We start from the raw sequence: 24,715 nt of genomic DNA on the forward strand, positions 1-24,715 counted from the left end.
GTATCTATACCAACCGATACATCGATCGCATGTATTGGGTTTACCATGAAGTAGGGGCAGTGGCCAGGTAGCTGTGATAACTGCCAACTTTCAGACAGACTCCTCGATTGGCAGCCTTGTTTCCATATCAAGTTCGAATATTCCGTAGGGGACACATGGGCGTAAATCAGCGGCGTCATCAGCGTGTTTACGCAGACTAGGAAAATCTGCAACAAATGCAGAGCCAGGACAGTCAACTTCTGTTCTTCCAGACGATTTGTCGCTACTTTAACGCATATCTCGAAGTTTATGCGGTTGATTCGCTTTTCGCCCTGATGCCCTCAAATACCATTGTCATGCCACTTGTGCTGAATCACGCCGAATCTTCAAGCTGTATAGGGGGTTGAGGGCCAATGGAACGTATATAACACTGAGTACTGCTCTCATCATCTTTAATCCAGTACCGGATCGTGGCGGCTATTACCGAAGCAAAAGGTCAGCGCATTTAGGATTTCGGCAGCATACGGCGGTAGTGGTTGCTGTAGGAATGCTGGTAAAACTGGTGACGAAAGGGCATCTGCGTCCATTAAAAGAGACGTCGGAGGAGGGAAACATTGCTTAACGTGAGTTTTTGTTCCATTGAGCGTCAGCCCCCGACAAGTACATCCGGAGGACTGGCAACAAGCACCCTCCACACAGCATCCGGATCAAACATACCGATACACGTAAGTGATGTACCAAGATGAAGGTAAGACAGGGCTGCATCAGGATCTGTCGAATCAGCAACGCAGCCCTGAGGCATTATTCCTCGAGTGATTTACCATGGGTCGCAATGAGTTTCTGGTACCAGTAGTAGCTTTTCTTGCAGAAACGCTTGCCGTCACCACGCCCCAGATCATCAAGATTGACATAAACCAGGCCATAACGTTTTGACATCTGGTTCGACGAGCAGCTGATAATATCGATCGGAGACCACATGTAGTAGCCCAGCACTTCCACGCCATCAGCAATGGCTTCACCGACAGAGCGGATATGGTCCCTGAAGAAGGCTATACGGTAATCATCCTCTACGGTTTCGTTTACCAGCTCGTCAAAGCAGCCAATACCGTTCTCGGTGATCATGATGGGCTTTTGCCAGCGATCCCAAAAGAAGTTCAGCACATAACGAAGCCCTACCGGGTCAATTGCCCAGCCCCAGGGGGTCTGCGATAAAAGTGGGTTACGCTTGTTATTTCCCCTGAACTGGTGCGCAATCTCAGCATTGCTCACATAGGTGGTGTAATAAGAAAGCGTCATGAAATCTGCCGTATTCTTCAGGATGTCTTTATCATCTTCCGTGATGCTGAGAACAATGTTTTTCTCTTTGAAGAAGCGTTTGATATAGCCAGGGTATTCTCCACGCAGAAGCACATCCGCGAAGTAGACTTCATACTGGTTTTTCTGCCATGTGGCGAAGTTGTCTTCCGGGCTTGTCGTTTCAGGGTAGGCAAAATCGGTATACAGCATCATGCCGATCTTAATATCTCTGCCCAAGGATGCGGCATATTTTTTTACCATGGCCGATGCCACCAGTTCGTGGTGGACACCCTGATATTTATCCTGCTCCAGATAGGTGCCCTCATCTTCGAAAATGCCCAGATGATTGAAGGACTCATAGCGAATGAGGTTAATCTGGTTAAAAGGGATCCAGTACCTAACGCGATCGTGATAGCGATCGAGGCAGGTGCGGGCAAAGTTAAAATAAAAATCGATTAACTGCCGATTCTTCCAGCCGTTATATTTAAGCGCGAGGTTCAGGGGCATTTCATAATGGGCGAGCGTAATCATGGGCTCCATGCCATTTTTGATGATTTCGTCTATCAGCGCATCATAAAATTTCAGACCCGCTTCGTTTGGCGTAGTATTATCTCCGTCCGGAAAAATACGCGCCCAGCTGATCGAGGTACGAAATGTCTTCAGTCCCGCAGCCTTGAGCAGCGCCAGGTCTTCACGGAAAGTATGGTAAAAATCGATACCCGTTCTTTTAGGAAACACGCCGTCTTTATCGAACTGTGCTTGGGCAGCATAGTCCCGGGTGAGTTCGATATTATACATTTTACGCATGTCTTCATTGAAAACATATTCATTGATATCAGCAACGCTGATACCTTTACCATCAACATTCCAGGCTCCTTCAGCCTGGTTTGCCGCGATAGCGCCGCCCCAGAGGAAACCCTCAGGAAAATTCAGTGATTCGTTACTCATGTTCTCTCCCATTTTTAAGACCGGCTCTTGTAACCAAAAATAACCGGTAAGACTGCGCCAGTAATTAAAGTGGCGAATAGACCCACGCTGTAGATCAGCATGTTACTTGCGGTCGGGATAGAAAGCAGACTCGCAAAAACAAGGTTATTAATCGTGATGTTATAGCCACCTACAATCCCCCCACCGACCGCACCGGCAATAATGATGTAATAAATCGTACGGCGGTTAGGAATGATGAGGCCGTATAAGATGGGCTCAGTCACGCCGCTGATTAATGATGGGAAGAAGGCGCTGCTGGCTATCTGTCGCGTACCTGCATCACGGGTTCTGATAATGATCCCCAGCGCCACTCCCATCTGAGCGATGGCTGACATACCGCCAATGGCATAGATAGGGTCACCGCCATGGGCAATATTTGAAAACACAACTGGAATAATGGCCCAGTGCAGGCCGAACAGGACGATAAAGGAGTAGGCTGCGCCGATGATCATCCCGGCCACAAGACTGTTCACACCAATGATATAAACGATGGCCGATGCCAGATAATCGCCGAGATACTTCCCAAACGGGCCAAGTAAAAACATGGTGAGCGGTACCACAATCACGACGCATAACAACGGTACCATAAATAGCTGTACTGAATCCCAGAGTCTGGCCTTCAGGAAGCGTTCCAGCGCAGCAGCAACCGGTACGGCAAAGAACACCGGAAAAATGCTGTAACCGTATTCCATAACCACAAGCGGCAGGCCAATGATATTCAGCGTCTGCCCTGCCAGACTGGTAAATTCGGGATAAAGTAATGACGCACCGATTATCGCGCCTATCAGCTCATTAGATTTGAGCTTCCTGGCGATGGTAAAACCAAGCAGCACGGGCATGAAATAAAACGGCACATTAGCAATAAATGACAGTAGGGTCAGCGTACTGTTTCCCGCCAGAGAAGGCAGGCTCAGTAACAATGTGGTGAAGGCGCGCAGCAGACCTGCGGCGGCAAGGATACCTATCAGTGGCAGGAAGCTGCCTGAAATGAATGCGAAGATACGGTTGATTAAGGATTCACGGTTTGCTGCCGCCTTGGAAGAAGACGGCGTACTGTTCTGATCGCCGGTTTCAAGCATACCGTGTAGGGCGCTGTATACTGCCCCTACTTTGTTGCCGATAATAAGCTGGCACTGTCCACTGGCCTGCACGACTGAGAGAACCAGCGGATTGGCTTCAAGGGTGCCTTTGTTAATCTTGTCATAATCGAAGAGGTTAAAACGTAAGCGCGTCGCGCAGTGGTAATAATCCTTAATATTTTCACGGCCACCTAAATTGTCAATGATAGACAATATCTGCTTTTGTTCAGACATTTGCGGGACTCTCTTGATGTAGGGTATACCTAGAAAATATCCGTGAACAGGCAGTAAATCAAAGAATATCATTTTCCTGTTTTGGAAAATAACTTTGTGAGTTAAATCACATTCTGTGCGATATTAAAAACAATACTTTCAAGATATTTATGAGAAAAATAGTTTGCATATAACATTTGAGGGTATTTATTGAGTTCAATGGTATGAACTGGTTTATTATTCAGGATGGCTGGTACGCTGCCTGAAATCAGACATAACTGCGACTTTTCAGATATGTTATTTATATACTGGCATGAGTTTATCCATTGACCCGTCAGGGTAAGAATAAAAACGCAGTCCACTTGCCGCAGGATGGTTTTGATCAGCTCGTTGTTTGAACGTTCGACCAGATAAACCTTTCGGCTGCTGCTGCTGATGTTTTCCCTCATGACATTTGCAATATTGAAAAGAAATGAGTTAGACAGAATAATGACAGAGCGACTTTCATTAATGACCCCTGCCATTTTTTTGCACTCGTCATAAGGTATGTATTTATAAATCTCCTCGACGATCTCTTTTTCGGTCATACCTTTTATACCCTGATGCGTCAACCGGTAGGGGGCTGTGTCATTTTTTAATTCCTGGAACGAACCGTACCCTAGTTCTCTTACAAATTTAGTTATGCTCGAAGGCGTTGTATTACAGTACGACGCCAGTTCTTCGATATTCACATACGGAAATTCTTCGATCTTATCAATTACCGCTATCGCAATGGTGGTAAAGACGTTTCGCTTACCGGCATAAAAAAGATATTCAGATACTCTCACATAAAGAGGACTGTAAAATACGCTATCCGGTGTGTTTTGCATGCCTGCCCCAGCAGAGAGTTAACAATGATTGCCTGACGGTCATAATAATAATTGAGCATACTACAAAGGTCGCTAATGACAGTGCTGCGAGTGCAAGCGTGTGGTTCAGTGTGGTCATGGACGCCGCGTCAACCCTTATAAGGGCAGATGCCAGTGCCGTTGACGGGAAGGTAAATCCCCACCAGATCCGCCCAAACGTATCCGGGAGCATTCTTCGCCACAAGCTAATGAGCACAATTGCAAAGAAGAGTGCGGTCCAGGCCATGAATTCAATCACGTCATTCATACCGCCATAAATACAGTACAGTCCCACGGCGATGACCGCAGGCGCTGACACCATAATAGCTAGGCCGGGCATGGCCTTCTGCGGGGTAACGGGACGAACAAACACAATCCGCCAGAGGATAAGCGGCAAAAAAAGCGCCCAGCAGAGCAGTGCTGAAAACAGCAGCATCTTACTCAGGCCCGGAAACCCCAGCGCCACACCCGCGAAAGCAGGAGAGGCATTTCCCACCATCGGGATAAGCCATACCGGACTAATTTCATGCGTATCGAGCTGATCGATAAGCCAACGGCGGAACGTACACGTCAGGAAAAAAATCTGCACGCTGACGGCCGCTATCCAAATCGCTTTCGCAAGCAGGATACTGTAAGGCAGCAATCCCATCGAGAGCAGAAACCCTGAGATCGTGGCAGCACAAAAAAAGTTCTTACTGGCGCGCGAGTGCCATTCTGCAAGAATAGCCTGACGGCAAAAAACCAGCCGCAGAAGCTGGATACCTGTCAGTATTATAAATACCGCGAATCCTGTAGCAAGGAAGACTTCGCCAGGCAAAGCGGACACGCTGTAGGTTTCTGCGGCGGCCCGCCATACCAGGCCCAGGCCGGTTATCCCCATTACCGAGGAATAGAGGTCGAAGCTGACAGTTTTAAGTTTTTCGGACACCGTATGTCTCACTTTTAATTTCCGGGCTAAATTACTGCGCCCAGGACAGAAGAATGCTAAATTTCCGCCATATTGGTCCTGTACCATTATTGTTTAAAGGTCCAATTCAGGTAAAAAATTGGACCACTGGGGGTTGTGTGATTGACATTCATCTCAGCCGAAGCGCAACGGCTCTTCCGCTTTACCATCAGATTGAACAGCAGATTAGCTGGCAAATCATCAAAGGTCGCCTGAATTATGGCGAGTACCTTCCCCCCTCCCGGGAGCTGGCCCGTCAGCTAAGGGTATCCCGTGGAAGTGTTGTCCGGGCTTATGAAGCACTTTGCGTGAAAGAGTACTGCCACAGCCATATGGGAAGAGGAACGATAGTGATTTATCGGGAAAAACCGGGTGCTTCACCACTTCGTCCTGTTACCTTTGCCCCCTCCCCGATTCCCCACGCGAGTGATAAATTTCCTCCTGGGGGCTTATCCCTGCTTCCCAGCCATGCCAGCACGGCCCATCTTCCGGTCAGTGAGTTTCGGCAGGCTTTCAACCGCGTGCTGCGTTATCCTGACCGGCTTAATTACTTTGGTGAGAGCGCTGGGAACTTGGAGTTACGTCAGCTTATCTGCGACCAGATCCTCCCTTCCCGGGGGATCTCAGCAAGCCCTGAGGAAGTGCTGATTGTGCCTGGTTCACAGTACGGAAGTCTGCTTCTGGCTATGACCGTACGGCATGAAAAAACCTGTTTTCATTTTGGCGAACCGGGCTACCTAGAGTTTGCCCGTAATTTTTCGCGTTTCGGCTACGGGCTGCAGTCACACGGGATTGACGCTGATGGGATCGATATTTCCGGCTTTCGGCCAACTTCGCAGGACATTCTTTATCTAATGCCGGAACATCATTTTCCACAGTGTGTTTCGCTGTCCGATGCCAGACGAAGCGAGATAATTCAGCTGGCCTTTCAGAAAAATGTGCTTCTGCTGGAAGACGATTACGACAGCGAATTTTACTTCGACAAGGTTCCCCGTCCCGCACTTCGTTCAACCGAAGCTGCTGCGCATGTAGTTTATATGGGTACCTTTTCCAAAGTACTCTTTAATAATGTCCGGCTCGGATATCTGGTTGCCGACAGCCACCTCGTGCAACAGATGGCAGCCCTGCACTGGAGCCTGTCCCGCGGGACAAGCGGCCTGCTACAGCAATGGGTTGCTGAATTGCTGAAAAGCGGAATCTATGCACGACATTTGCGAAGAATGCGAACGGTTTACCTCCATAAACGGGACGACATGGTGGCGCTGGTACGGAGATATCTGCCGGACGCGCAGTTCAGCGTTCCACCTGGAGGCCTGCAGCTTTACGTCAGATTCAACGAGCCTGGAAAAAACCGCAGGATTTATGACTGGCTTACCGGAAACAACATTCAGGTTGCTGATACAGGAAACTACACGTTCGATACTGACGCGACGTCAGATTTTTTGGTGCTGGGGTTCGCGAATACTGATGTGAATGAATGCGAGACGGTTTTTGAAAGGCTTTACCAGACGCTGTATTCAGGCTCCGACAGGCCATGATTTTTTGGCGCTCAGCTTACTGTGTCAAAACCATGGAATGATATGTTTGTAATGTGGTTCGATTGACTGTAAGTCAAGGACATACCGTAGGTCAGTTAATGGCACAAAGCGGCCAAAGCCGAGGAAAACGACGCCTGCTATAAGCGAAAAACGAACTTTTTTATGATCAATACCTGCCGCCATGCTGCCAGCCCGGTGCCTGAGGCTTTAGCTATGGATACCTATATATAGTTATTTGACAGATGCTATATCAGACATGCGTTTTTTAGGGTCCTTTTCAGGTATCCGTTAATGATGCTTTCGCGGCTTCATGCGCTGCGCAGGCTGCCCTTGGGATCAGGATCACCTATAGCTTTCTGGTAAAAGAGGCAATGGGAAAAGGCGAACTTATCGCTCTGTTCGAGGACTGGGCACCCGATGGGCGTCCGGTGCATATTGCATGGCCAGCGAACCGCCAGGTTGCTCCGCGGGTCAGATTATTCTCTGACTGGATCCGTGAAAAGTTTCACGACATTACTCAGTCACGTCGCTCCCAGGGATAATCCGGCAGGCTCCCGCGGTCTCCGGCACAATCTATTAGTCAGGAGAGTGAACCAGACATTATGCTGAGTCATTCCCCTGCTGCGGGACTTAATTTTCTGTCGGGCAGCACAATACATGAAAAGCTCTTCGCCAGAATTTTTTGCTGACTTAAGCCCAGGCTAGGCACATTTCTGCCCGGGTACTGAGCTACCGATTCCTTAGATCATGTTCCCGATTATGCTCGTGCAATACCCGATGTCCCGGAAAATACACATGCAGTTATCCCTCACTGTAGGCGGTAATGCAATGGCGTGAATCAAACAGAGCCGAAGTGGAAAAAAGACAGAATGCATTTCTGTTCATACATGCCAAAAGCGCCGTACAGACAGGGCGGATCTTACATCTGCGATCACAACAGATTATACCTGCGCTATCCCGGTGAAATGCTGAGCATGCTGCTATTTATCTTTATGGGGTTCTACGCCGGAACCCTAGATTTTTCCGTCATCTCAGTTTCAGCCCGGAAACCAGCGCATCCAGGTCAATAATCTCATTGTTGCTCTGGAAGGTATAATGCCCGTTCAGCAAAATATGCTGCCAGGCTACAGGTGATATCCGGGGCAGAGCCTCAATGCCTTTGGTGTTATCTTCCGTTTCCAGTCGTTCCAGCAATCGAGACAGGATCGCAGAGTTGTAGTAAACGATCGCGTTGCAGATCAACCGCCCACACTGATTACTAATTTCCGTTTCAATGTCATTTTTCCCGGTTAACTCTTTCTTTCCGCCGACTTTGGCTACCGCGGCGCGTAGCTGGTGATAAGATTCAACCCGGTTCTGAGAACGACGGATATTACGTTCCAGTTGCGGATCCCGCAGATACTTTAGCGTGTAAATACTGCGAACCAGCCGGTCATATTCAAATACCGCCTGTCTTGTCGGGTTGGTTGTTGTGTACGTACACAGTTTGCGGATGAGCGTTCCCTGCGTCGTTTCTATCAGCCCCAGCGTGGCGACAATGCGGTCGATATAGTTTTGGCAGCCGGAAAAATCTGGGGTTCCGGCGTAGAACCCCATATAGTTTGCAGCGTTGGTTAAGACACTACGCAGGAAGAACAGCTCAATATTGTTATATATGGATTTTTAAAATCGTGGATGTTTCAAATTTGACTATCAGACAAACGGACTGAATCAATGAAAAATTATTTAATGGTATATGTTTTTTTGACAGCCACACCTGCAATTGCATTTTCAGATGTTACTGAAAATGAAATAATGTCTTTGGATAAACCCTATACAATTACACATCTGGATAATTTTGACGTCGATTGTGTGTGGACAAGAGACGAACAAGGTAGATTGCAGAGTGAAGCGACTGGACCAGATGGGCCTGGAGTATGCTGGGACGTGAAGTCTGTTGATCAAGTCGTCAGGCTGGATAAAGAAAAAAAATTAGTCTGGCATAACCAGCCTAAATTCGAATACGAGTATGGTAATAAAAATAAGTGTTATTATAGGGTTGATAAAAAGGGAGGGTTTGTCGACGTTGAACTCGGTGATAGTATTACAGAGGCAGAAGCAGACGAGTGCAAAAATGAAAATAGTAAAGAAAAAGCTCTTAGCCTTGCAACCAGAATAGAAAAAGAAGTCCGGTTTGGTGGCTATATTGCTACTAAAAATAACATACTCGGCTCGGTATCGCTTGCCTGCTACACTGGCAGTATAGACAGTAATGATAAATGGGTTTCTAAAGAGGAGAGAACCAAGAGGTATAATGCATTACTAAGCCTGTACGAAAACGATAACTTGAATATGAAAAGAATCAGAGAGGCGTTTACTTTTTCCCGTAACAACCTTAGTGATCGATACCCTCTGGACACCAGAGGACAGTACCGCGTAAGAATTTGCGATCAGATGGTGCTTAAAGGAAAACTTTAAAATCGGCAAAATAAAAATACTGGTTCATCACATCTTATTCGGCGCAAGAGTAAAATATGTCAACGCTATTTAGAATGGGGCAATTTTTTAAAAAAACACTGGATATTGCACATCTCGTAAGCAGTCGAAACCCGACAAAGATGGCTCAGGGCCATTAGGATTGGCTTATATTGAAAGGAAGTTACGCTCTCATTATATTGATTTTTATGGTAATTAATTGACTAGCGTACGTTTTCGTTCCGTTGGCCCTCAGACCCCATATTCTGGCGGGCAGATAAAATAGCCCATTATGGTGCCCTGAATGAGCTGGCCCGGGGATGTGTTGAACTTTCAAAAATAGAATCCCAATGGGATGAAATGATGCGAATGGCGGGCTCACTGAAGCTTGGGACCATCCATGCATCAGAGCTTATTCGTTCACTGTTGAGAAGTAGCCGACCATCTGGTCTGGCTCAGGCGATTATGGAAGTGGGCCGGGTCAACAAGACTTTGTATCTTCTCAACTATATCGATGATGAGGATTACCGGCGTCGGATACTCACTCAGCTCAACCGGGGAGAAGGACGCCATGCAGTGGCTCGAGCCATTTGCTACGGACAACGTGGTGAGATTAGAAAACGCTACCGTGAAGGTCAGGAAGATCAACTGGGTGCTCTGGGCCTGGTGACCAATGCGGTTGTGCTGTAGAATACACTTTACATGCAGGAGGCGTTGTCACATCTTCGCAAATCGGGGGAAACACCTGAGGAGGAGCACCTGGCAAGATTGTCGCCGCTGATACATGGCCATATAAATATGCTGGGGCATTATACGTTTTCGTTACCAGACGATATTTTGAAGGGCGAGTTAAGACCATTAAATTTCAATACAAACAATGAATTAACCTCTTAGCGTGGTTTTTTACATCATTGGACCTCGAACCCCAAACACAATCGTTTATATCACATGCATACCGGACAGGCGAGCAGTGCGCAGCCTGTCCACTGAATGCCGCTTTAGCGGCTTGGAGGCGCCTGCTGGTATTGAATATGGCACTGTGAGTGAGTGGCGCCGTAGCCCGGCGCAGCCGGTTACGTTGTTGACAGGTTCCACCAATCCATCCCTTCTCCCTGCCAGACCAAAACCCGCTAAAATCGATACAGAAGCTGCTGTGCGCCGTCGGAGTGGTCACGACAAGGCGTAGCCGCAGTCGGGGCGTATCTCCGCGTTAGCGGGCCGTCAGGGCCGCCTACGGGCGTGTACGATAAAATCTTCAGCGACACTACTTAAAGCAACTCAAAAGCTAGTTACAACATCCATCATTAAAAGCGACGTTGTTCCGGGCCTTCGGCCCGGGGCGGCCTCGCTTTTCAGTGGTGGGGACGAGCTGTGAGGGTTCAGGCAGGCACTGTTGCTGCTTTTGAGTGAGAATTTTGAATGTTGTAACTAGATGTATTGTGACAGGGGCCCGTCGCGTAGCGATGGGAGCTACTCCAGGTAGTTGCCGAACCGGCGCGGACATAGTCCGCTGCAAGGGCGGGCATTCTCAGGAGCCTGTCCACAGGTCAGGCGACGAACAGGTTATATATTTATATGAATGAAATAAAAGATATTTAAAAGAAGTACAGAGCAGGTTTTTAAAGGAAACCATGCACTTTGAAATCAGGTCGGCTGGCGCTCTGTAAGCATAACGGTTGTAACCTTATGGAAAGGTCCCTTGCAGTTATTTGTGGGTAACTGAATTCAGCGACCGAAAATGATGCAGGCGAGGCAATTTATGGACATTCTGATGGCAGGATGAGCTAAATGTTGGTGAGGAGAACAACCGCCACGCGCAGAAAACAGGCAGTGACAGGCAACAGACGTGCAGAATCCTCCGGCGCCAGCCGGATTTTTCAGTCAGGTATGGTTATATGGGGACGGTGGCCAGCCGCGTGTAGTTGTTGCCGCGCGACATCAGCATGCGCTCTTTCACGCGGCGCTCCAGCTCCCGCTTCATGGCATCAAGACCGCCGGTGAATCGCCCGCTGGCGTATTCCCGCGTCAGCTGTTGCTTCACCAGGGTCACAATGTCCTTACGGGTTCTGTCCGAGTCACGACGTGCACGGGCGCGTTTCAGGCCATGCTGTTTACGTTCGGACTGGTAGCTGCGGAACCGTTCGCGCACAAACCGCCAGGCCTTCGCTATCAGCTCGTCCATCTCCAGCGGCTTCAGGTTCTGCTTCTTACGCTGCTGATTTTCCCATTCGACGCGGCTGCGCCTCGCGGCCACAACAGCAACATCAGAGACGTCAAGCGCGGAGAACAGTGCCGGCGTGAAGGTGATATCGGTCGGGATGTTGCAGCCAATCTGCGGGTCATACTCGGTCTGGTAGGTAATCAGCCCCAACTCCGCTATGAACTTCAGCGCCCGCGTGGCACGAGTGATGGACAGATTGCCACTTTTTGACTCGGTGGCCAGACCGCACTCGATGGCCAGATTGGTGATGGAGCGCTGTACACGATTGGCCAGCGGGTCATAGTGGAAACACAACCCCAGGAGCAGTACATCAATGGCACGACGACGCAGCAGAGGCGGCATCCGGTGACGTTTACCCAGCGAGCGTACAAACGCCACATGGACGGAAAAGTCAAAACGGGACGTGAAGCCCTCAGCTTTCGCCATCAGCTTACGACAGAACGGCAGGGTCTTTTTCCCTTCTCGCGGCGTGAATACCGGATTCGGGTTTTTGACCTGACGATAATGGGAGAACAGGGTCTGAGCGTCAGTCACACCTTCCCGCACTTATGTTGCACGGAAGGAGCAAATGGCACAGAAACAGGTATTGAACTTTTCTGAGCATAAAACTATACTCCCTGCATAGAGCAACAGCTTCTATACAGTTTAGGTAAGCCCCGTTAGTCTTCTCTGAGTCGCCAAACCTTGTGAAGATTATCGGGGTTTTGTCTTTTCTGGTCCCGGGTAGACACCTCATCAGAACCAGTTCCCTGCCACCTTACGGCGTGGCCAGCCAAAATTCTTCAAACGATCAGTAATCTAGCACTCAAAATCTTAAGTATCAAGAAAGTGAGTCCATCACGATGCTTTTCGACTAAAAGCTTCCCTTTCAATCAACTTTTCTAACACTTCAGCTTGAGTAACACCATCTTCTTCACAAAGGTTAGAAAGATACTCTTTGATTTCGGGCTTAATAAATACTTTCAGTTCTTTATGCGTAGCCCTTTTTTTAGCCGAAGCAATTTTCTGTCGCTCAGCTTCACTAAGGGGATTACCCTTTCTGTAAGCGCGTTTCGATGAGGAAGTTACTGCATTTCCGACCTGCGACATATTTGCCTCCTCAAGGATCAAGCAAGGATCGTTTCGCAGAGGATACTACAGATATCTGAAATCAGCGACTTAACTTTACGCGTAAGTGTGAGCCATGTTGGCGCATGACTCACCTGGATGGATGTAGATTGCGGATCAAATGACGATGCGACTTAGTATGAAGAATGCCAGTCCGTTCCTCCGTCCCAGCGCGACTGCCAGTGCTGAAGGTAGGTTTGTGCCACTTCCGGCACCTCATTAATAACCAGCACATTCTCGCTATTCCGCGATGCAGCAGAGCGAGTGTAGTTAAAGCTACCAGCCTCAACTGTATGATTATCAACAATAATGACTTTGTCATGCATGATGGCGTAGCGACCGTTGGTGCGCAGCGGAATTCCCGCGTTCACCACGACGTTCATCGCCGCCTGGCTGGCTTTGCTCCGGTTGCCCTTTTCATCAAGCACTATCTTCACATCCACACCACAACGTTTTGCCCTGACAAGCGCACTAACCACCTCCGGAGACGTAAATGAGTAGCCCATCAGCCGAATTTCCTGCTGTGCTGACTCAATCGTCTTAAGGACCAGCTGCAACGCGCTGCCTTCAGGTGAAAAGCCGACCTGAACGGAGGTTGCCGCTGCTGCGGGCTGAATACTGCTCAGCGAAAGACATACCAGACCGGACACGGCCAGCTGGCGAAAGGTGAACTTACGCATTAAATAACCTCAGAAATACTGTTCGGATGTGTTAACCAGAAACGCCGGAGACGGGGAAAACTTGCTTTTACCCTTCTTCGGGGTTGGACAACTGAGCACGGCGAAGGCGTCAGTCTCTTTTAGCGGTATCAGGTGGCGGACGCCTGATTATTTTTTGGTATCACCGGCAGCATGACTGATGGCCTGCTGCAGGGCCTCCACGCTGGTGTATCCCGGAATAACCGTCACGTTATCAGCACTGGCGCCGGCTGACGGGAGAACCACCAGGGCCGGGGTACCACTGAAGCCCAGCTGCTGCGCAAGTGTGTTTATGCCATCCAGTGTCCCCTGAACATCTGGGGCTGTTTTCGCATCGAACTTCACGGCTTTTGCGGCCGCGCTGATATCAGCATCGGTCAGCTTACCCTCGTTGTGGGCGGTAGCGTAAATCGCGTTGTGATAGTTAAGGTAAGCATCGGCCCCCTTCTGCTTCCAGATCTGAAGCCCGGTTTTCGCCGCACTGAGCGACGCCGGCCAGCGCTGGCCAAATATCGGGAATTCCTTGAACACAAAGCGCACGTCCGGGTTAGCTTTTATTACCTTCTCCAGTTCCGGCGCCAGGCGGGCACAGTAGATGCACTGGTAATCAAAGAATTCAACGACCGTCACTTTCGCATCAGCAGGACCATATGATGGTGTGCCTTTATCGTTCAGCAGCGCTGCCTGATTCTGAACCACGGCGGCCGTCATCGCCTGCTGCTGCTTCTCCTGCTGTTGGGCCTGCAGCTTCTGGCTGACCTCAACCAGCACTTCCGGATGAGCCAGCAGGTAGTCTTTCGCGATTTCACCAATGCGGGCTTCCTGCTCCGGGGTAAAGGCAACGGCAGGTTTCTCTGCTGCCCCCGCCACGCCGGAGACCAGAAGGCCTGCGGCAAGCATGACTGAAAGGGTTTTATTCATGTTCATCCTGTGTTTTTCTCTTCTCGGTTGTTATCAGTTCGTTCCGTGCACGGGTGGCGACGCTTCTGACCGCCCTGCGCTGTCGTTTAGCGTGCTCCTGAGCCCTGCGCTCCACGGCATACGCCGCCTCCTCCGCACTCACCGCTGCGACCGGTTCACCGTCAAGGTTTTTACGCCACGCGCCCACCGTCATGGCGCCCAGATACGCATCCGAGCGGGTGACGGCGGCAAGGCAGCGTTTCAGCGTCTTCACGGAAATCTCCAGCCCGCGCCGGCGAATGTCATTGACCATTGCCTCCCGGATGTTGACCGCCAGGAGCTGCGGCTGGTCGTCCGTCACCAGGGCTGGCCAGCAACGCTTCAGGAGCGCGAGCGCGTCCGCAAGCGGCATGACCTTCCGGTACACCGGTTCCGGGGCAGGTTTGCGCCTGGCCGCCCGCATGGCCTCCCTCTCCTGGGCCTGTCGCTCAGCCCACTGCCGGGCTTTCTCTGCTTTTCTGGCGACCTTCTCGTCCGCCTGCGCCTTTTTCGCGCTCTCATCCACCGCCTGCTTCCTGACCTTCCAGGCAGGCGTCGTGTTCACCACCACGGTCTTTTTACGCGTGACCCGGCCCGGTCCCGCACTGTCCGGTTCACTGTTGTTTACGGCACGCTGACCTTCTGGCTCCGCTTTGCGGCGCAGCGTCAGCGTGGGGCGCCCCTGATCTTTCATCCTGCCTCCGGATAAATCTGTTTCACGTGTATTCCCCTGACTGACCTTATTCTGACACGGCAGATATCACATCACCATCAGTCCGATGACGGCCAGGTGCACCGCGTAGAACAGCGGGAAAAATTCGCGTGGCCAGAAACGCGGCACGCGGCAACAGGTCCGGCTCAGCACCGTCAGGGTAACGCCGGGTATCACCAGCCCCGCAATGGCAAAGGCGGCGCTGTCCGCGGCATTCAGCGCGAGTATCGCCAGCGCCAGACACAGCGCCAGCCCCGTGCGCGTGGTGCGACGGCCCGTCATACAGACGCCGCAGGCCAGCATCAGCATGACTACCCCCGCCAGCCCGTAGCTTCCCTCTGATAACGGCAGCCAGGCCAGAACCAGCATCAGGGACAGCGGCCACGCGCGCGGCCCGTGCTGCTGCATCAGCGCCAGCGCCTGTCCGCTGACCGCAAAGGCAAACAGGATATTGCCCAGGTCCGGACGAAGCCCGGCCAGTATCCAGCCGCCCTGCGCCACCCCGGCCCATGTCCAGAGCCGGTTCAGGGCGCGCTGCTGGATCTGCGGATGGCGGGCGAGGTTCATGGCCCAGACCAGGCCAAAGAGCGGAAACGCTCCCCGACCGGCAAGACGCAGCCAGTCATTATCCAGTCCGCACAGCATGCTGATGTGGTCGGCCACCATCAGGAGCAGCGCCACGGTTTTGATAAGGTCAGTCTGGCCCGGCGTCCACACAAGCAGACGCTGCAGCCAGCAGTCGGCCACCACCACAAGAGGGAACAGCGGATGGTTTTCAGCACGCATATCAGTCGCCTCCCAGGGTCTTTTCACGCTCAAGGTCTCGCACCGTTTCGCGCTCCATCTGCTGCAGGCGGTCCCGCTGCACGTTCTCACGCACCACCTGAGACACCGCCTCATCCCGGCGGCGTTCTTCCGGCGCATCCGGCAGCGTGAGGGGAGATGCCGGCGTTTCTTTTATCCGCTCCATATCCCGCACCACATCCCGGACGGCAACGTCAGCCCCACCGGCCGGCCCGTCGCCGCTGCGGGCCATCTCGCGGACCGCCTCTTCAGCACGCTTATCCAGCTCCCGCTGCACCTCAGCCTCCCGGGCCTGCTGCGCCAGCACCTCCGGCGGAACCGTCTCTCCGGGCTGCGTACCGGTGCTGTCGGGCAGGCTGTCGGCCCAGACCCGACCGCCGGTAATGGCGCCGGGGTTCCACGGTCGCGCCTCGCCTTCGAGCCGCACCACCACGCCGCTCTGCGGATTCTCCCTCGCGAGCCGCACGCCCTCTTCCATATCCCGCGCCAGCAGCGACTCGCCGTTACGGCTGGCCTGCAGACCCGCAAACGCCGCGTCCCCGCAGCCCATCACCCGGCCTTCACCAGCGAGCCCCTTAAGCTGCCCGTCTCCGGAGGTCAGGGCGCTCAGCCAGACGCCCGCCTGCCTGCCGTTGCGGTCAAAAGCGGGCAGCGCCACGTGCGGCTGCGGGTATTTACGCCCCGGCGAGATAAATTTCGCCATCGAGCCCTCTGGCTGCAGCCCGGCCTGGCGCAGCGCGGCGCGACCGGCAGGTACCTCACCCAGCGCTTTAGCCGTCGCCGTCAGGCGGGCGGCATTCGCGACGGCGCGGTCGCCACGCGGCTCGAGAATGTCATGCGCCGTACTTTTCGCCTGCGATTTTTCCATCGCGGCCACCCACTTATCCCGGTTGTCGGTATAAACCTGCGCGTGCTGCTTCATGCGGCTCAGCGCCACGTAGGCCGACTCGAAGCTCACCATCCGCTTACGTCCGCCGTCCGTGCCCTGCAGGGAGATGGAGAAGGGTTCGCTCGCACCCTGTGAGCCTTCAACGGTAACGGCATAGGCCAGGTCGATGTGCTGCTCTGCCTGCTCCGCTGACGGCGTGAGCGTGCGGGTCTGTTTTCCATCCGACAGCGTGACGCTGTCACCTTTTATCTCACTGACCGACCAGACGCTGTTGGCCACGAAGCCCCGCTCGCTGTCGCTTTTCGAAAAGCGCATCCGGTCGCCTTCCGACACGGTGATGGTGTCCTGACGGTAGAGCGTGACGCCCTCTGTCGCCGCCTGCGCGGGCGACAGGCTGCGGGTGTTGCCCTGCGTATCCTTCAGCATCACGAGGTGCGCCTCCCCGTCCAGCGCCTCAATGCTGTAATACGTGCTGTCCAGCAGAACCAGGCTGTCGCGGGACGCCTCCCACGTTGCCATGCGCCTCAGCTCCCCGTCGCGGATATTGGCTGGCGTAAGGACCGGCAGCGTGACCTCTTTTTCGCCCACCTCGCCGGCACCCTGACGGGCGTCATGAATCATGGCGTTCACCTGGCGGCGGTCGGCGTTCAGGGCGGTGATAACGATGGTCTGCGCCTGCGCCTCTGACGTGCGCCCCGTGTAGTCCTTCACGATGGCCTCCAGCAGCGTCGCAGGCTGCCCGCCGGGCAGCAGGTCACCGGCCGCCATGGCTTTCGCGATGGCCTCCTCCCGTTCGCGGCTGAACTCCATGACCGAGCTGTCCGGCTGCCAGGCATCCGCCCTGCGCGGCACCTGTGCCGGCGCCACGCGCTCAATGGTCGTCAGGGCGCTGCCGATATCGCGGTTAATCAGGCTGTAGACGGCAGGTTTAAGCTCCGGCGTCTGGCGGACAATCTCCTGCATCACCGCCACGTCAATGGCGCTGCGCTTCTGCAGCAGGCGGAAGGGCTGGCCCGGGGCAATGGACTGCAGCTGGTCGGTATCGCCGCTGGAGACCGCGCGTCCCCCGCCCCCGGCAATCAGGCTGTACGCCTTCGCCATGTCGGCGTTACCGACCATCGAGCTTTCATCCACGAGAAACAGGACGTTGCTGAAGTCCGGTCGTTCGCCACCGCGCAGCTGCTGCTGCGTGTCGTGAATAAAGGCCGCCAGCGTCTGCGTTTCGGGTACGCCCGCATCTCGCATCTCGCTCACCGCCCGGTGGGTGGGGGCCACGCCGATAACCCGCGGCTGCTCCCGTTCCGGCAGCGTGCCGATGGCCGACATGACCGCCCGGAACTGAGTGGTCTTACCCACGCCCGCGTAGCCCTGCACCAGGGTAAAGCGGTCGGGGGATTCAAGTATCATGCGCGTGGCGTTCCGCTGCCCGTCGGTCAGGCCCGCCAGCTGCGCGTCCGGAACCTTATCCATCAGCGGGGTGACGGCCTTCTTTCCCTCAAGGACGTGGCGGATAATGCTTTTTTCAGCGTTGTACGACTGGCGTGAGACCAGCAGCTGCAGGCCGTTTCCCGGCGATACCGGCACCGACAGCAGGGCGCCGCTGCGTATCTGCCGGTCCGCCTCCTTTTCGATGGCCTGCAGGCTGAGGCTGTCCTGCTCAAATTCTTTCGCGGCGGCCATCAGCTGCGGCTTCGTGAACGCCAGGCCGTTCCCCTCCAGCACCGGAATGGCCAGATGGATAGCCTGCTGCTCCGGCGTGTGCAGCCCGGCCTTCTGGTGCGCCAGGGCATCATCGAGCCTGTCATGCCCCGCCGCATCCTTAATCTGTTCAGACACGACGCTCCAGGCAGACTGACGCGACAGCTTCTCCGTCGTTTTCTGCGCCGTCTGTGCGGAATAGAGCTGCACCGCCCGGCCGCTGAGCGCCAGTTTGTTCAGCGTGGTGTTATCCAGCTCGCGCTGCGACAGCGAGGCAAAGACCGTGGCGCTGTCGCTCACCGAGCGGCCCGGCGACTCCACCCAGCCCTGACCCACCTTCGCGGCGGTAAACGGGCTGTCGCCGGCGGGCAGGACCACGTCCGCCTTACGCCCCGGCAGGCTGACGACGAGCCCCGCCTCCCCGAGCGCCTTAACGGTCACCGTATCGCCTCCCTTGAGCCGCGTCCCCTGCGCCTGACCCAGCACTGCCAGACGGTCGCCTTCGGCCACCTGCAGCGTGCCGGTGCGGTACAGCGACCAGCTGCTGTTGAGTTCAGACAGGCGGGTCACCCGCGTCTCACCCCGGGCGTTGCGCAGCGTCAGGCTGTTGTTGCGGCCCGTCACGCGGTCAATGACAAAGCGTTCCCGGCTGCGTGCTTCGGCATTCCAGCGCTCCATGACCATCCCCTCCCGGTAGTGGTCGCGCACCTGCTGATGGCGGCTGTCGAGCCAGACCGGCTCCAGCGTGGTGATACTGACCTCCCGCTCGCCCAGCACCTTTTCCGCCTTAAGCGCCTCGCGGACTACGCCTGCGAGCACCGCCTGCTCGCGCGGACCGGTGACCTGCGCCACGCTGTGTTCACCTGCGCGGACGCTTCGGGCAAAGTCAGCGGCCAGGCGGTCATACCGCTGCCGCCGGTCAGGCTCGCTGATAACCGAGACCTGCGTCTTCTCACCGCCCTGCCACGCGAGCGTGCTCACTCCCGCCTCCTTCATGACGGTGAGGGCGCTGCCGGTCCCGGTGCGCTGGCCGCTGTCGGCAATCAGCAGCTGGACGTTATGGCGCAGCGCACCGTCGAGCAGCGTGAGCGTTTCTTTCAGGGTCAGCTTCTCCCCCTGGTCCACAATCAGCGTGCTGCCGGGCGTAAAGGCCATGCCCTCCGTCAGCCCCCGCCTGTCGGTGATATGCTCGCCGCTGAGGCGCTCATCCTGCATAAGGGCGCTGCGCGAACGCCTGTCGGCGGCGATAATCTGCACGTCACGCCCCTGTTCGCGCGCCATCATCGTCAGCTCCGCCACGCGCTCACGCTGGCCGGCCGCCCCGCCCTGACCCGAAATGATCGCCACCGGCGGACGGTCCTGGGCCAGGACACTCACGGCATCGCTGTATGACCGGCTGCGGGGCACGCTTTTATCCGGAAAAATGTCGGCCTGCCCCGTCCGCTGTAAATCGCGGGTCATCGCCGACACCGACAGCTCATCCAGCACGTGGATGTTCGAGGTAAACAGCCCCTTCTCTTTATCCAGCGGGATGAGCTGCTCATTTTTTATCGCCGCATCGATGCCGTCACGCGCCATCTCCACCATGCCCGACCGCGCGGGCAGCTGCCCGAGGGTGGTGGCCAGCAGTTCGGAATACGTGAACCGCGCCCGCCGGTCGCTCAGCATCGCGATGGCCTGCCCGACGCTGCTGTTAATATCAATGGCTTCAGGCGTCGTTGCGGGAATATTCCCCTGCACAACCCGCAGGTCTGCCGCCTCACGGTAGGCTTTAATGTCAAACCCCGTCTCTTTCAGGGTCTGCATCCACTCGGCCATGCGCTGTTCGGGGTCAACCTTCTGCTTCGACTGGCGGGTATCGAGCGCCGCCACGTCGCGGGACTTCAGGGACGCGTCATCCCCGACCGCCTCGCTGATGGTCCTGCTGCGGCTGGAATACGGCTCCGTCGGTACGCCCTTCAGCTCCCACATGCCGTGTTTGCCGACCGTCTCAGTCTCATAGCCCATCGCCGCGACGTCATCCTTCAGCGCGGCACGATACAGGCGGCCAAAGGCAATCTGGTTGGCGTAGATATTCTCAATAAACCCGGTTTTACCCACTTTGTCGCTGCTGAGCGTTCGCCACTCATCGCCATGCTGAGTGGCATTGGCCACCACCGCGTGGGTGTGCAGCTGCGGCTCCTGGTCGCGGCTGGTATCATGGTTAAACAGCGCCATCACCAGGTTGCCGGTCAGCTGCGTCTCGCTCCTGCCCTCCGTCATAAACCGCGTGGAGGCCATTGCCTCTATCTGCTTAATGGCGGTCTCCACCGCGCGGTTGTGTGCCTCAATAAGACGCTTGTCGCCTCCCAGCATGGCCATCACGGAGACACTTTTGGGCGCAGAGAAGGTGAAGTCGTAGCCCGGACGGTGTTTGTTCGCCCCGTCCTGAGTCCGGCTGAGGTCGCTGCCGTCCGGCAGGCGTCCCTCCAGAACCTTCGTAAAGACCTTCTGGTCCACCCCGCCGCTGAGCCCTAGCGCTTCAGCCCCTTTTCCGGCCCAGCGCTCGCCCATACTACCGATAACGTAGTAGTTGTCCTTGTCGGTGTAATAATTGCCCGCGCTGCCGGCGGATTTTACCGATCCGATGCTCATCATCAGATGTATCCTCCCGGCTCAAGATCCTTTTCAGGCGCCCGGTGAACGTTGATGTTCACTTCTTCACGACGCTGCCTCTCCTGAGGAGACAGTTCGTCCTGCTCCGCCTGCCACGCCTCCCATGCCGCCATATCCACCACCTCACCGCTTTCACTGATGCCGGGCGGCAGCTGTTCAGCCTCTTCCGCCTTTGTCTTCAGCTCAGGCTCCACGCCGCCGGTGCCGGCGGCACCCGTTACGGATGCGGTATCTGCAGCTCGGGGGGCGGTTGCCGGCTGCTGTGGCTGCTGTGGCTGCTGTGGCTGCTGTGGCTGCTGTGGCTGCTGTGGCTGACCAGCATTCTCCGCACCGCCCTCTGGCGCGACAACATCGGCATCCGGTTCAAAGAGCATGGCGATGCTGCGGGATTCATGTTCACGTGCAGCCAGCGCGGCATTCAGGCGTTCCTCCGCTTTCCCGTCGATGGTACGCGGAATGAATTCCGGTGCCACCTTTGGACGCTGCTGATACTTCAGCGCCATCTTCACGGCAGGATAAGGTCCGGGAAGCGTGACGTAGCAGGAGAGATCCGGCAACGTCTGGACGTCGGAATAACTCACCAGGGTGACGCGCTCCATGTCCTTGCCGACCGAGGTACCGTCGCGTACCGGGTCCACGCCGTAGGAATATTGCTCGGATGCCTTGAGGATTTCTTTCTCACCGATTTCACCGGCGGCGAACTCAGCAATATTGCGCGACGGCGAGCGGAAGAAGGCACGGGTGTTCAGCACGTCGAACAGCGTTTCCGCCGGTTTCTGCCCGTAAATATCTTCCAGCTGGGCGTAGGACTGAATGCCAATGACGTAGCAGCCGCCAAACTTACGCGCCTCCGGCAGGATTTCAACCAGATCCGGCAGCTTGTGCAGGGTCGGCAGCTCGTCGGCGAAGATCCACACGCGGCGGTTACGGTTTTCCCCCATCGCCAGCAGCCCGCGAATGGCGATGGACAGCCACATGGAGATAACCGGTTTGAGGGAGGCGTGGGTGTCGGCATTGGAGGAGATAAACAGCCAGCCGTTTTTACCATCCTCACGCACGCCGCGCATCCAGTCGCGTATGGTGAATGACTCGCCGTTATTTTCGATGCCCTGCAGATAGCGGATGGCCTTGACGTAGTTGGTCAGCACGGCGCGGATGGAGATGGCCGTTTTCTCGATTTTCTCTTCCACCAGGTTCGCCGCCGGGGAGTTTTTCAGGTACGAGCGCAGCTTCTCAATCTTGATGGAAAGCAGCGTGTCGACCAGCTTGCTGTAGCTGCGGTCCTTGTCGTTGCGCATCAGATAAGCGGCTTCGGCAAAGATGGTACGTCCCGACCCCTGCCAGAAGGGGTCTTCCTTCGTGCCCATAGGAATAAGCGTGTTGGACACGTTGTCGAAGTCAGGCTGCGTCAGGCACTCCCGCCACAGGTCCCATGCAGCGCAGCGCGCATCCAGCGGGTTAAGGATTTTATCCGTGGCCGGATCATAGTAGCTTTTGACGAACTCACAGGAGCGGTCATACACGATGACCATATCGCCACGCTGGCGGGCGTAGTTCATCAGACGGCGGATAACTTCTGATTTACCGGCCCCGACGGTGCCGTGCAGACAGAAGTTCTGGATCTCCGAGTCCTTAATAAGCGGCAGCTCACCGATTTTTATGTCGGATGCGAGACCGTCGCGCCTGAGCATTTTCGCCACCGCTTTCGGGTCGTCAGTCAGCTGGCGCCCCCCCGTTATCTCGTCCTCACTCTGCTGTTTACCCTGATGGCCCAGAATCCAGGTGGTGACAAAGAAGGTAATAACGCACACCACGGCCGCGATGATGGCGGCAAGAATAAAGGCCGTCCAGACCTGGTCTGCGCACCACTGGATATATTTGTCCTGCAGTATTTGCTGCGCGTTGTACTTCAGCTCATGGCCGTAATAACGGATGGTATAGACAGGCTGGGATTTGAAAATATCGCGCATGGGGGCCAGCGTCTGACACCAATACCAGACCATGCCATTAACAAACGTCTGCCAGGTCAGTTTAATAGACAGAGTCAGAGCAACAATTACGCCGAAGAGAATAACGAGACTGTAAACGATAATATTGGCAATTTGACTGAACATACGGATGCGCATGCTCGCGATCTGACCCCCTTGGGTCATATCCTTAGCATTAAAACTCATATTATCCTCATTGAGGTTTAGAATACGTAGACCCTGTATTCAGGATGAACACTCAGAATGGCAAGTATAAGAAACAGCCCGAACATGCGGGCTTAATTATTAAAGAGGTATTATAAACTCAATTGCAATGACGCCACCCTTTAGGGCTTGACCAGATTATGTTATTCACATTGGTTATATCGTTAACTACAAACCCATCACCACCGTGCCAAACCAACCGCAACTGCAGTTTATTTTTCTCTTTTTTCTCCACGTATGCTTTGTAGTATGCAATCCCAGGATATTGATAAGGTTTTGCTTCGTAATCCTCTCGACATATCAAATCGCCAATACTGACAGCAACTTCAGCATTCATCTCTATATATTTTTTTTGCTTTTCATTTATTTCATTAGCCAAATCAACTTTCTTTTCTATATCAGTCTGTTGCTGGACTCGCTCGCTAATATATCCAAGTCTCTCCGCTGAACTCAACCATTGCTGTTTCGCCTGAGAACTAGGTGGCTCTACTGTAGAGAAAATCCTAGATCCAAGCCCTATTTTAGTTAACGAGGTATCAGGGCTATAATTCACATGAAACAATGGCATTTTATTCACTACACACCATGTTCCTCCCTGTACCATTTCCCCTTGTTTAGCAACACAATATCTATCTATCGACTCTTCAATTGAGGCTACATAGCAACGTAGGTTTTTCCCGCCCAATTGATAGTTTAAGCCATCTGAATTTATGAATTCCCGCCCTTGAGACGAGAAAGTTGTGCCTATACAGTTCGATTTTTCAAAAGTTTCACTTAAATAACTTGCCACATCCGAATATCCTTTCGGATCTATATACTCAACATCCCTGATACTGCTACACCCTGAGAGGTTAAAAAGAGCCAACAACGTTGCTACTTTCATTCCATTTTGTTGAACCATAACAACCTCCATAAAATCAGGTAATGAGTCAATTCTTTAATGGTAATGACTATCTACTCTTATGGAACTCCCATAAGCGTTACCAGAAGAGTCAACAACTCCGCACATCGGTAAACCAGTGGCAGGATTTGAACGCATAGGTTCAGAACAATCAGTATCGGACTGGCCTATGTATGCGCCATCAAAGGTAAATTGTTCCTTAAGTGACTTAGCTCCTACTGTAACGCCACCAATTGTACATACTCTAAAAACCGTAAGACCGATAAAAATCAGCATTGAGATCAACGGTGAAAACAGAGCAGGAAAAGAGCACAATAGATATATCAAAGATGAAACATCCCTACTATCACCTTCTTTCCTTCTGGAAAGATGATGATTGATGTAAATAAAGATTATCTGCCACAAAAACAATACGACCAGCATAAAGAACGTAGAGGCAGCATCCCAGCCTGAAAACCAGCATGCAATGTATTGGACAGACACCACCCACAGGACACGCATAACTTCTTTCATTTCCACC

The 24,715-nt window shown here is 53.7% G+C and carries 18 protein-coding genes and 2 pseudogenes; 4 read left to right on the plus strand and 16 right to left on the minus strand.

The window, feature by feature from the left end; genetic code table 11:
* Positions 1-780: 780 nt before the first annotated feature.
* From ACP3TC_RS22650 to ACP3TC_RS22665, 4 genes are all read right to left on the minus strand, one after another.
* Complete coding sequence (locus ACP3TC_RS22650; RefSeq protein ID WP_426818371.1) at positions 781-2,223, minus strand: glycoside hydrolase family 1 protein; 1,443 nt, start codon at positions 2,221-2,223, stop codon at positions 781-783.
* A gap of 14 nt (positions 2,224-2,237) precedes the next feature.
* Positions 2,238-3,575: a PTS transporter subunit EIIC gene (locus tag ACP3TC_RS22655; RefSeq protein ID WP_426818372.1), complete on the minus strand. Its 1,338-nt coding sequence runs from the start codon at positions 3,573-3,575 to the stop codon at positions 2,238-2,240.
* A gap of 101 nt (positions 3,576-3,676) precedes the next feature.
* Complete coding sequence (locus ACP3TC_RS22660; RefSeq protein ID WP_426818373.1) at positions 3,677-4,423, minus strand: transcriptional regulator, RpiR family protein; 747 nt, start codon at positions 4,421-4,423, stop codon at positions 3,677-3,679.
* The gene (locus ACP3TC_RS22665) at positions 4,404-5,369 is read right to left on the minus strand and encodes a C4-dicarboxylate transporter (RefSeq protein WP_426818374.1); all 966 of its coding nucleotides are present in this window, start codon (positions 5,367-5,369) and stop codon (positions 4,404-4,406) included. Before ACP3TC_RS22665 ends, ACP3TC_RS22660 begins: the two co-directional genes overlap by 20 nt.
* A gap of 53 nt (positions 5,370-5,422) precedes the next feature.
* Between ACP3TC_RS22665 and ACP3TC_RS22670 the strand changes: the two genes are divergently transcribed.
* Both ACP3TC_RS22670 and ACP3TC_RS22675 read left to right on the plus strand, forming a co-directional pair.
* Positions 5,423-6,925 carry a PLP-dependent aminotransferase family protein gene (locus tag ACP3TC_RS22670; RefSeq protein WP_426818375.1) on the plus strand — a complete coding sequence of 501 codons (1,503 nt, stop codon included), beginning with the start codon at positions 5,423-5,425 and terminating at the stop codon, positions 6,923-6,925.
* A gap of 341 nt (positions 6,926-7,266) precedes the next feature.
* On the plus strand, positions 7,267-7,467 hold the full coding sequence (locus ACP3TC_RS22675) for a LysR substrate-binding domain-containing protein (RefSeq protein ID WP_426818389.1): 201 nt from the start codon (positions 7,267-7,269) through the stop codon (positions 7,465-7,467).
* 484 nt (positions 7,468-7,951) lie between these two features.
* Here ACP3TC_RS22675 and ACP3TC_RS22680 read toward each other — a convergent pair.
* Positions 7,952-8,473 (minus strand): annotated as a pseudogene (locus ACP3TC_RS22680) (Tn3 family transposase); the annotation flags it as partial.
* Between the two features lie 165 nt (positions 8,474-8,638).
* On the opposite strand from ACP3TC_RS22680, the gene ACP3TC_RS22685 reads away from it, so the two are divergent.
* Both ACP3TC_RS22685 and ACP3TC_RS22690 read left to right on the plus strand, forming a co-directional pair.
* Positions 8,639-9,382: a hypothetical protein gene (locus tag ACP3TC_RS22685; protein WP_426818376.1), complete on the plus strand. Its 744-nt coding sequence runs from the start codon at positions 8,639-8,641 to the stop codon at positions 9,380-9,382.
* Between the two features lie 252 nt (positions 9,383-9,634).
* Positions 9,635-10,273 (plus strand): annotated as a pseudogene (locus ACP3TC_RS22690) (Tn3 family transposase); the annotation flags it as partial.
* A 997-nt stretch (positions 10,274-11,270) separates the two neighbouring features.
* On the opposite strand, the gene repA reads toward ACP3TC_RS22690, so the two are convergent.
* From repA to ACP3TC_RS22745, 11 genes are all read right to left on the minus strand, one after another.
* Entirely contained in the window at positions 11,271-12,146 is an 876-nt protein-coding gene (repA, locus tag ACP3TC_RS22695; RefSeq protein ID WP_426818377.1) for an incFII family plasmid replication initiator RepA, read from the minus strand.
* Positions 12,127-12,204, minus strand: a complete 78-nt coding sequence (tap, locus tag ACP3TC_RS22700) for a RepA leader peptide Tap (RefSeq protein WP_020323529.1) — start codon at positions 12,202-12,204, stop codon at positions 12,127-12,129. The genes repA and tap overlap by 20 nt, the downstream gene beginning before the upstream one ends.
* Before the next feature lie 233 nt (positions 12,205-12,437).
* Positions 12,438-12,689, minus strand: a complete 252-nt coding sequence (locus tag ACP3TC_RS22705; protein WP_032635028.1) for a replication regulatory protein RepA — start codon at positions 12,687-12,689, stop codon at positions 12,438-12,440.
* Between the two features lie 152 nt (positions 12,690-12,841).
* Positions 12,842-13,387, minus strand: a complete 546-nt coding sequence (locus ACP3TC_RS22710; RefSeq protein WP_426818378.1) for a phospholipase D family protein — start codon at positions 13,385-13,387, stop codon at positions 12,842-12,844.
* A gap of 147 nt (positions 13,388-13,534) precedes the next feature.
* Complete coding sequence (locus ACP3TC_RS22715; RefSeq protein ID WP_426818379.1) at positions 13,535-14,326, minus strand: DsbA family protein; 792 nt, start codon at positions 14,324-14,326, stop codon at positions 13,535-13,537.
* The gene (finO, locus tag ACP3TC_RS22720) at positions 14,319-15,038 is read right to left on the minus strand and encodes a fertility inhibition protein FinO (protein ID WP_426818380.1); all 720 of its coding nucleotides are present in this window, start codon (positions 15,036-15,038) and stop codon (positions 14,319-14,321) included. Before finO ends, ACP3TC_RS22715 begins: the two co-directional genes overlap by 8 nt.
* A gap of 66 nt (positions 15,039-15,104) precedes the next feature.
* Complete coding sequence (gene traX / locus ACP3TC_RS22725; protein WP_426818390.1) at positions 15,105-15,842, minus strand: type-F conjugative transfer system pilin acetylase TraX; 738 nt, start codon at positions 15,840-15,842, stop codon at positions 15,105-15,107.
* Position 15,843: 1 nt separating this feature from the next.
* Positions 15,844-21,084: a conjugative transfer relaxase/helicase TraI gene (gene traI / locus ACP3TC_RS22730; protein WP_426818381.1), complete on the minus strand. Its 5,241-nt coding sequence runs from the start codon at positions 21,082-21,084 to the stop codon at positions 15,844-15,846.
* Complete coding sequence (gene traD / locus ACP3TC_RS22735) at positions 21,084-23,276, minus strand: type IV conjugative transfer system coupling protein TraD (protein ID WP_426818382.1); 2,193 nt, start codon at positions 23,274-23,276, stop codon at positions 21,084-21,086. Before traD ends, traI begins: the two co-directional genes overlap by 1 nt.
* Before the next feature lie 118 nt (positions 23,277-23,394).
* On the minus strand, positions 23,395-24,195 hold the full coding sequence (locus ACP3TC_RS22740) for a hypothetical protein (RefSeq protein WP_426818383.1): 801 nt from the start codon (positions 24,193-24,195) through the stop codon (positions 23,395-23,397).
* Positions 24,196-24,231: 36 nt separating this feature from the next.
* Entirely contained in the window at positions 24,232-24,708 is a 477-nt protein-coding gene (locus tag ACP3TC_RS22745; RefSeq protein WP_426818384.1) for a hypothetical protein, read from the minus strand.
* Positions 24,709-24,715: the final 7 nt, after the last annotated feature.

Source organism: Winslowiella sp. 2C04 (assembly GCF_050037805.1).
GTDB classification, from domain to species: Bacteria; Pseudomonadota; Gammaproteobacteria; order Enterobacterales; family Enterobacteriaceae; genus Erwinia; species Erwinia toletana_A.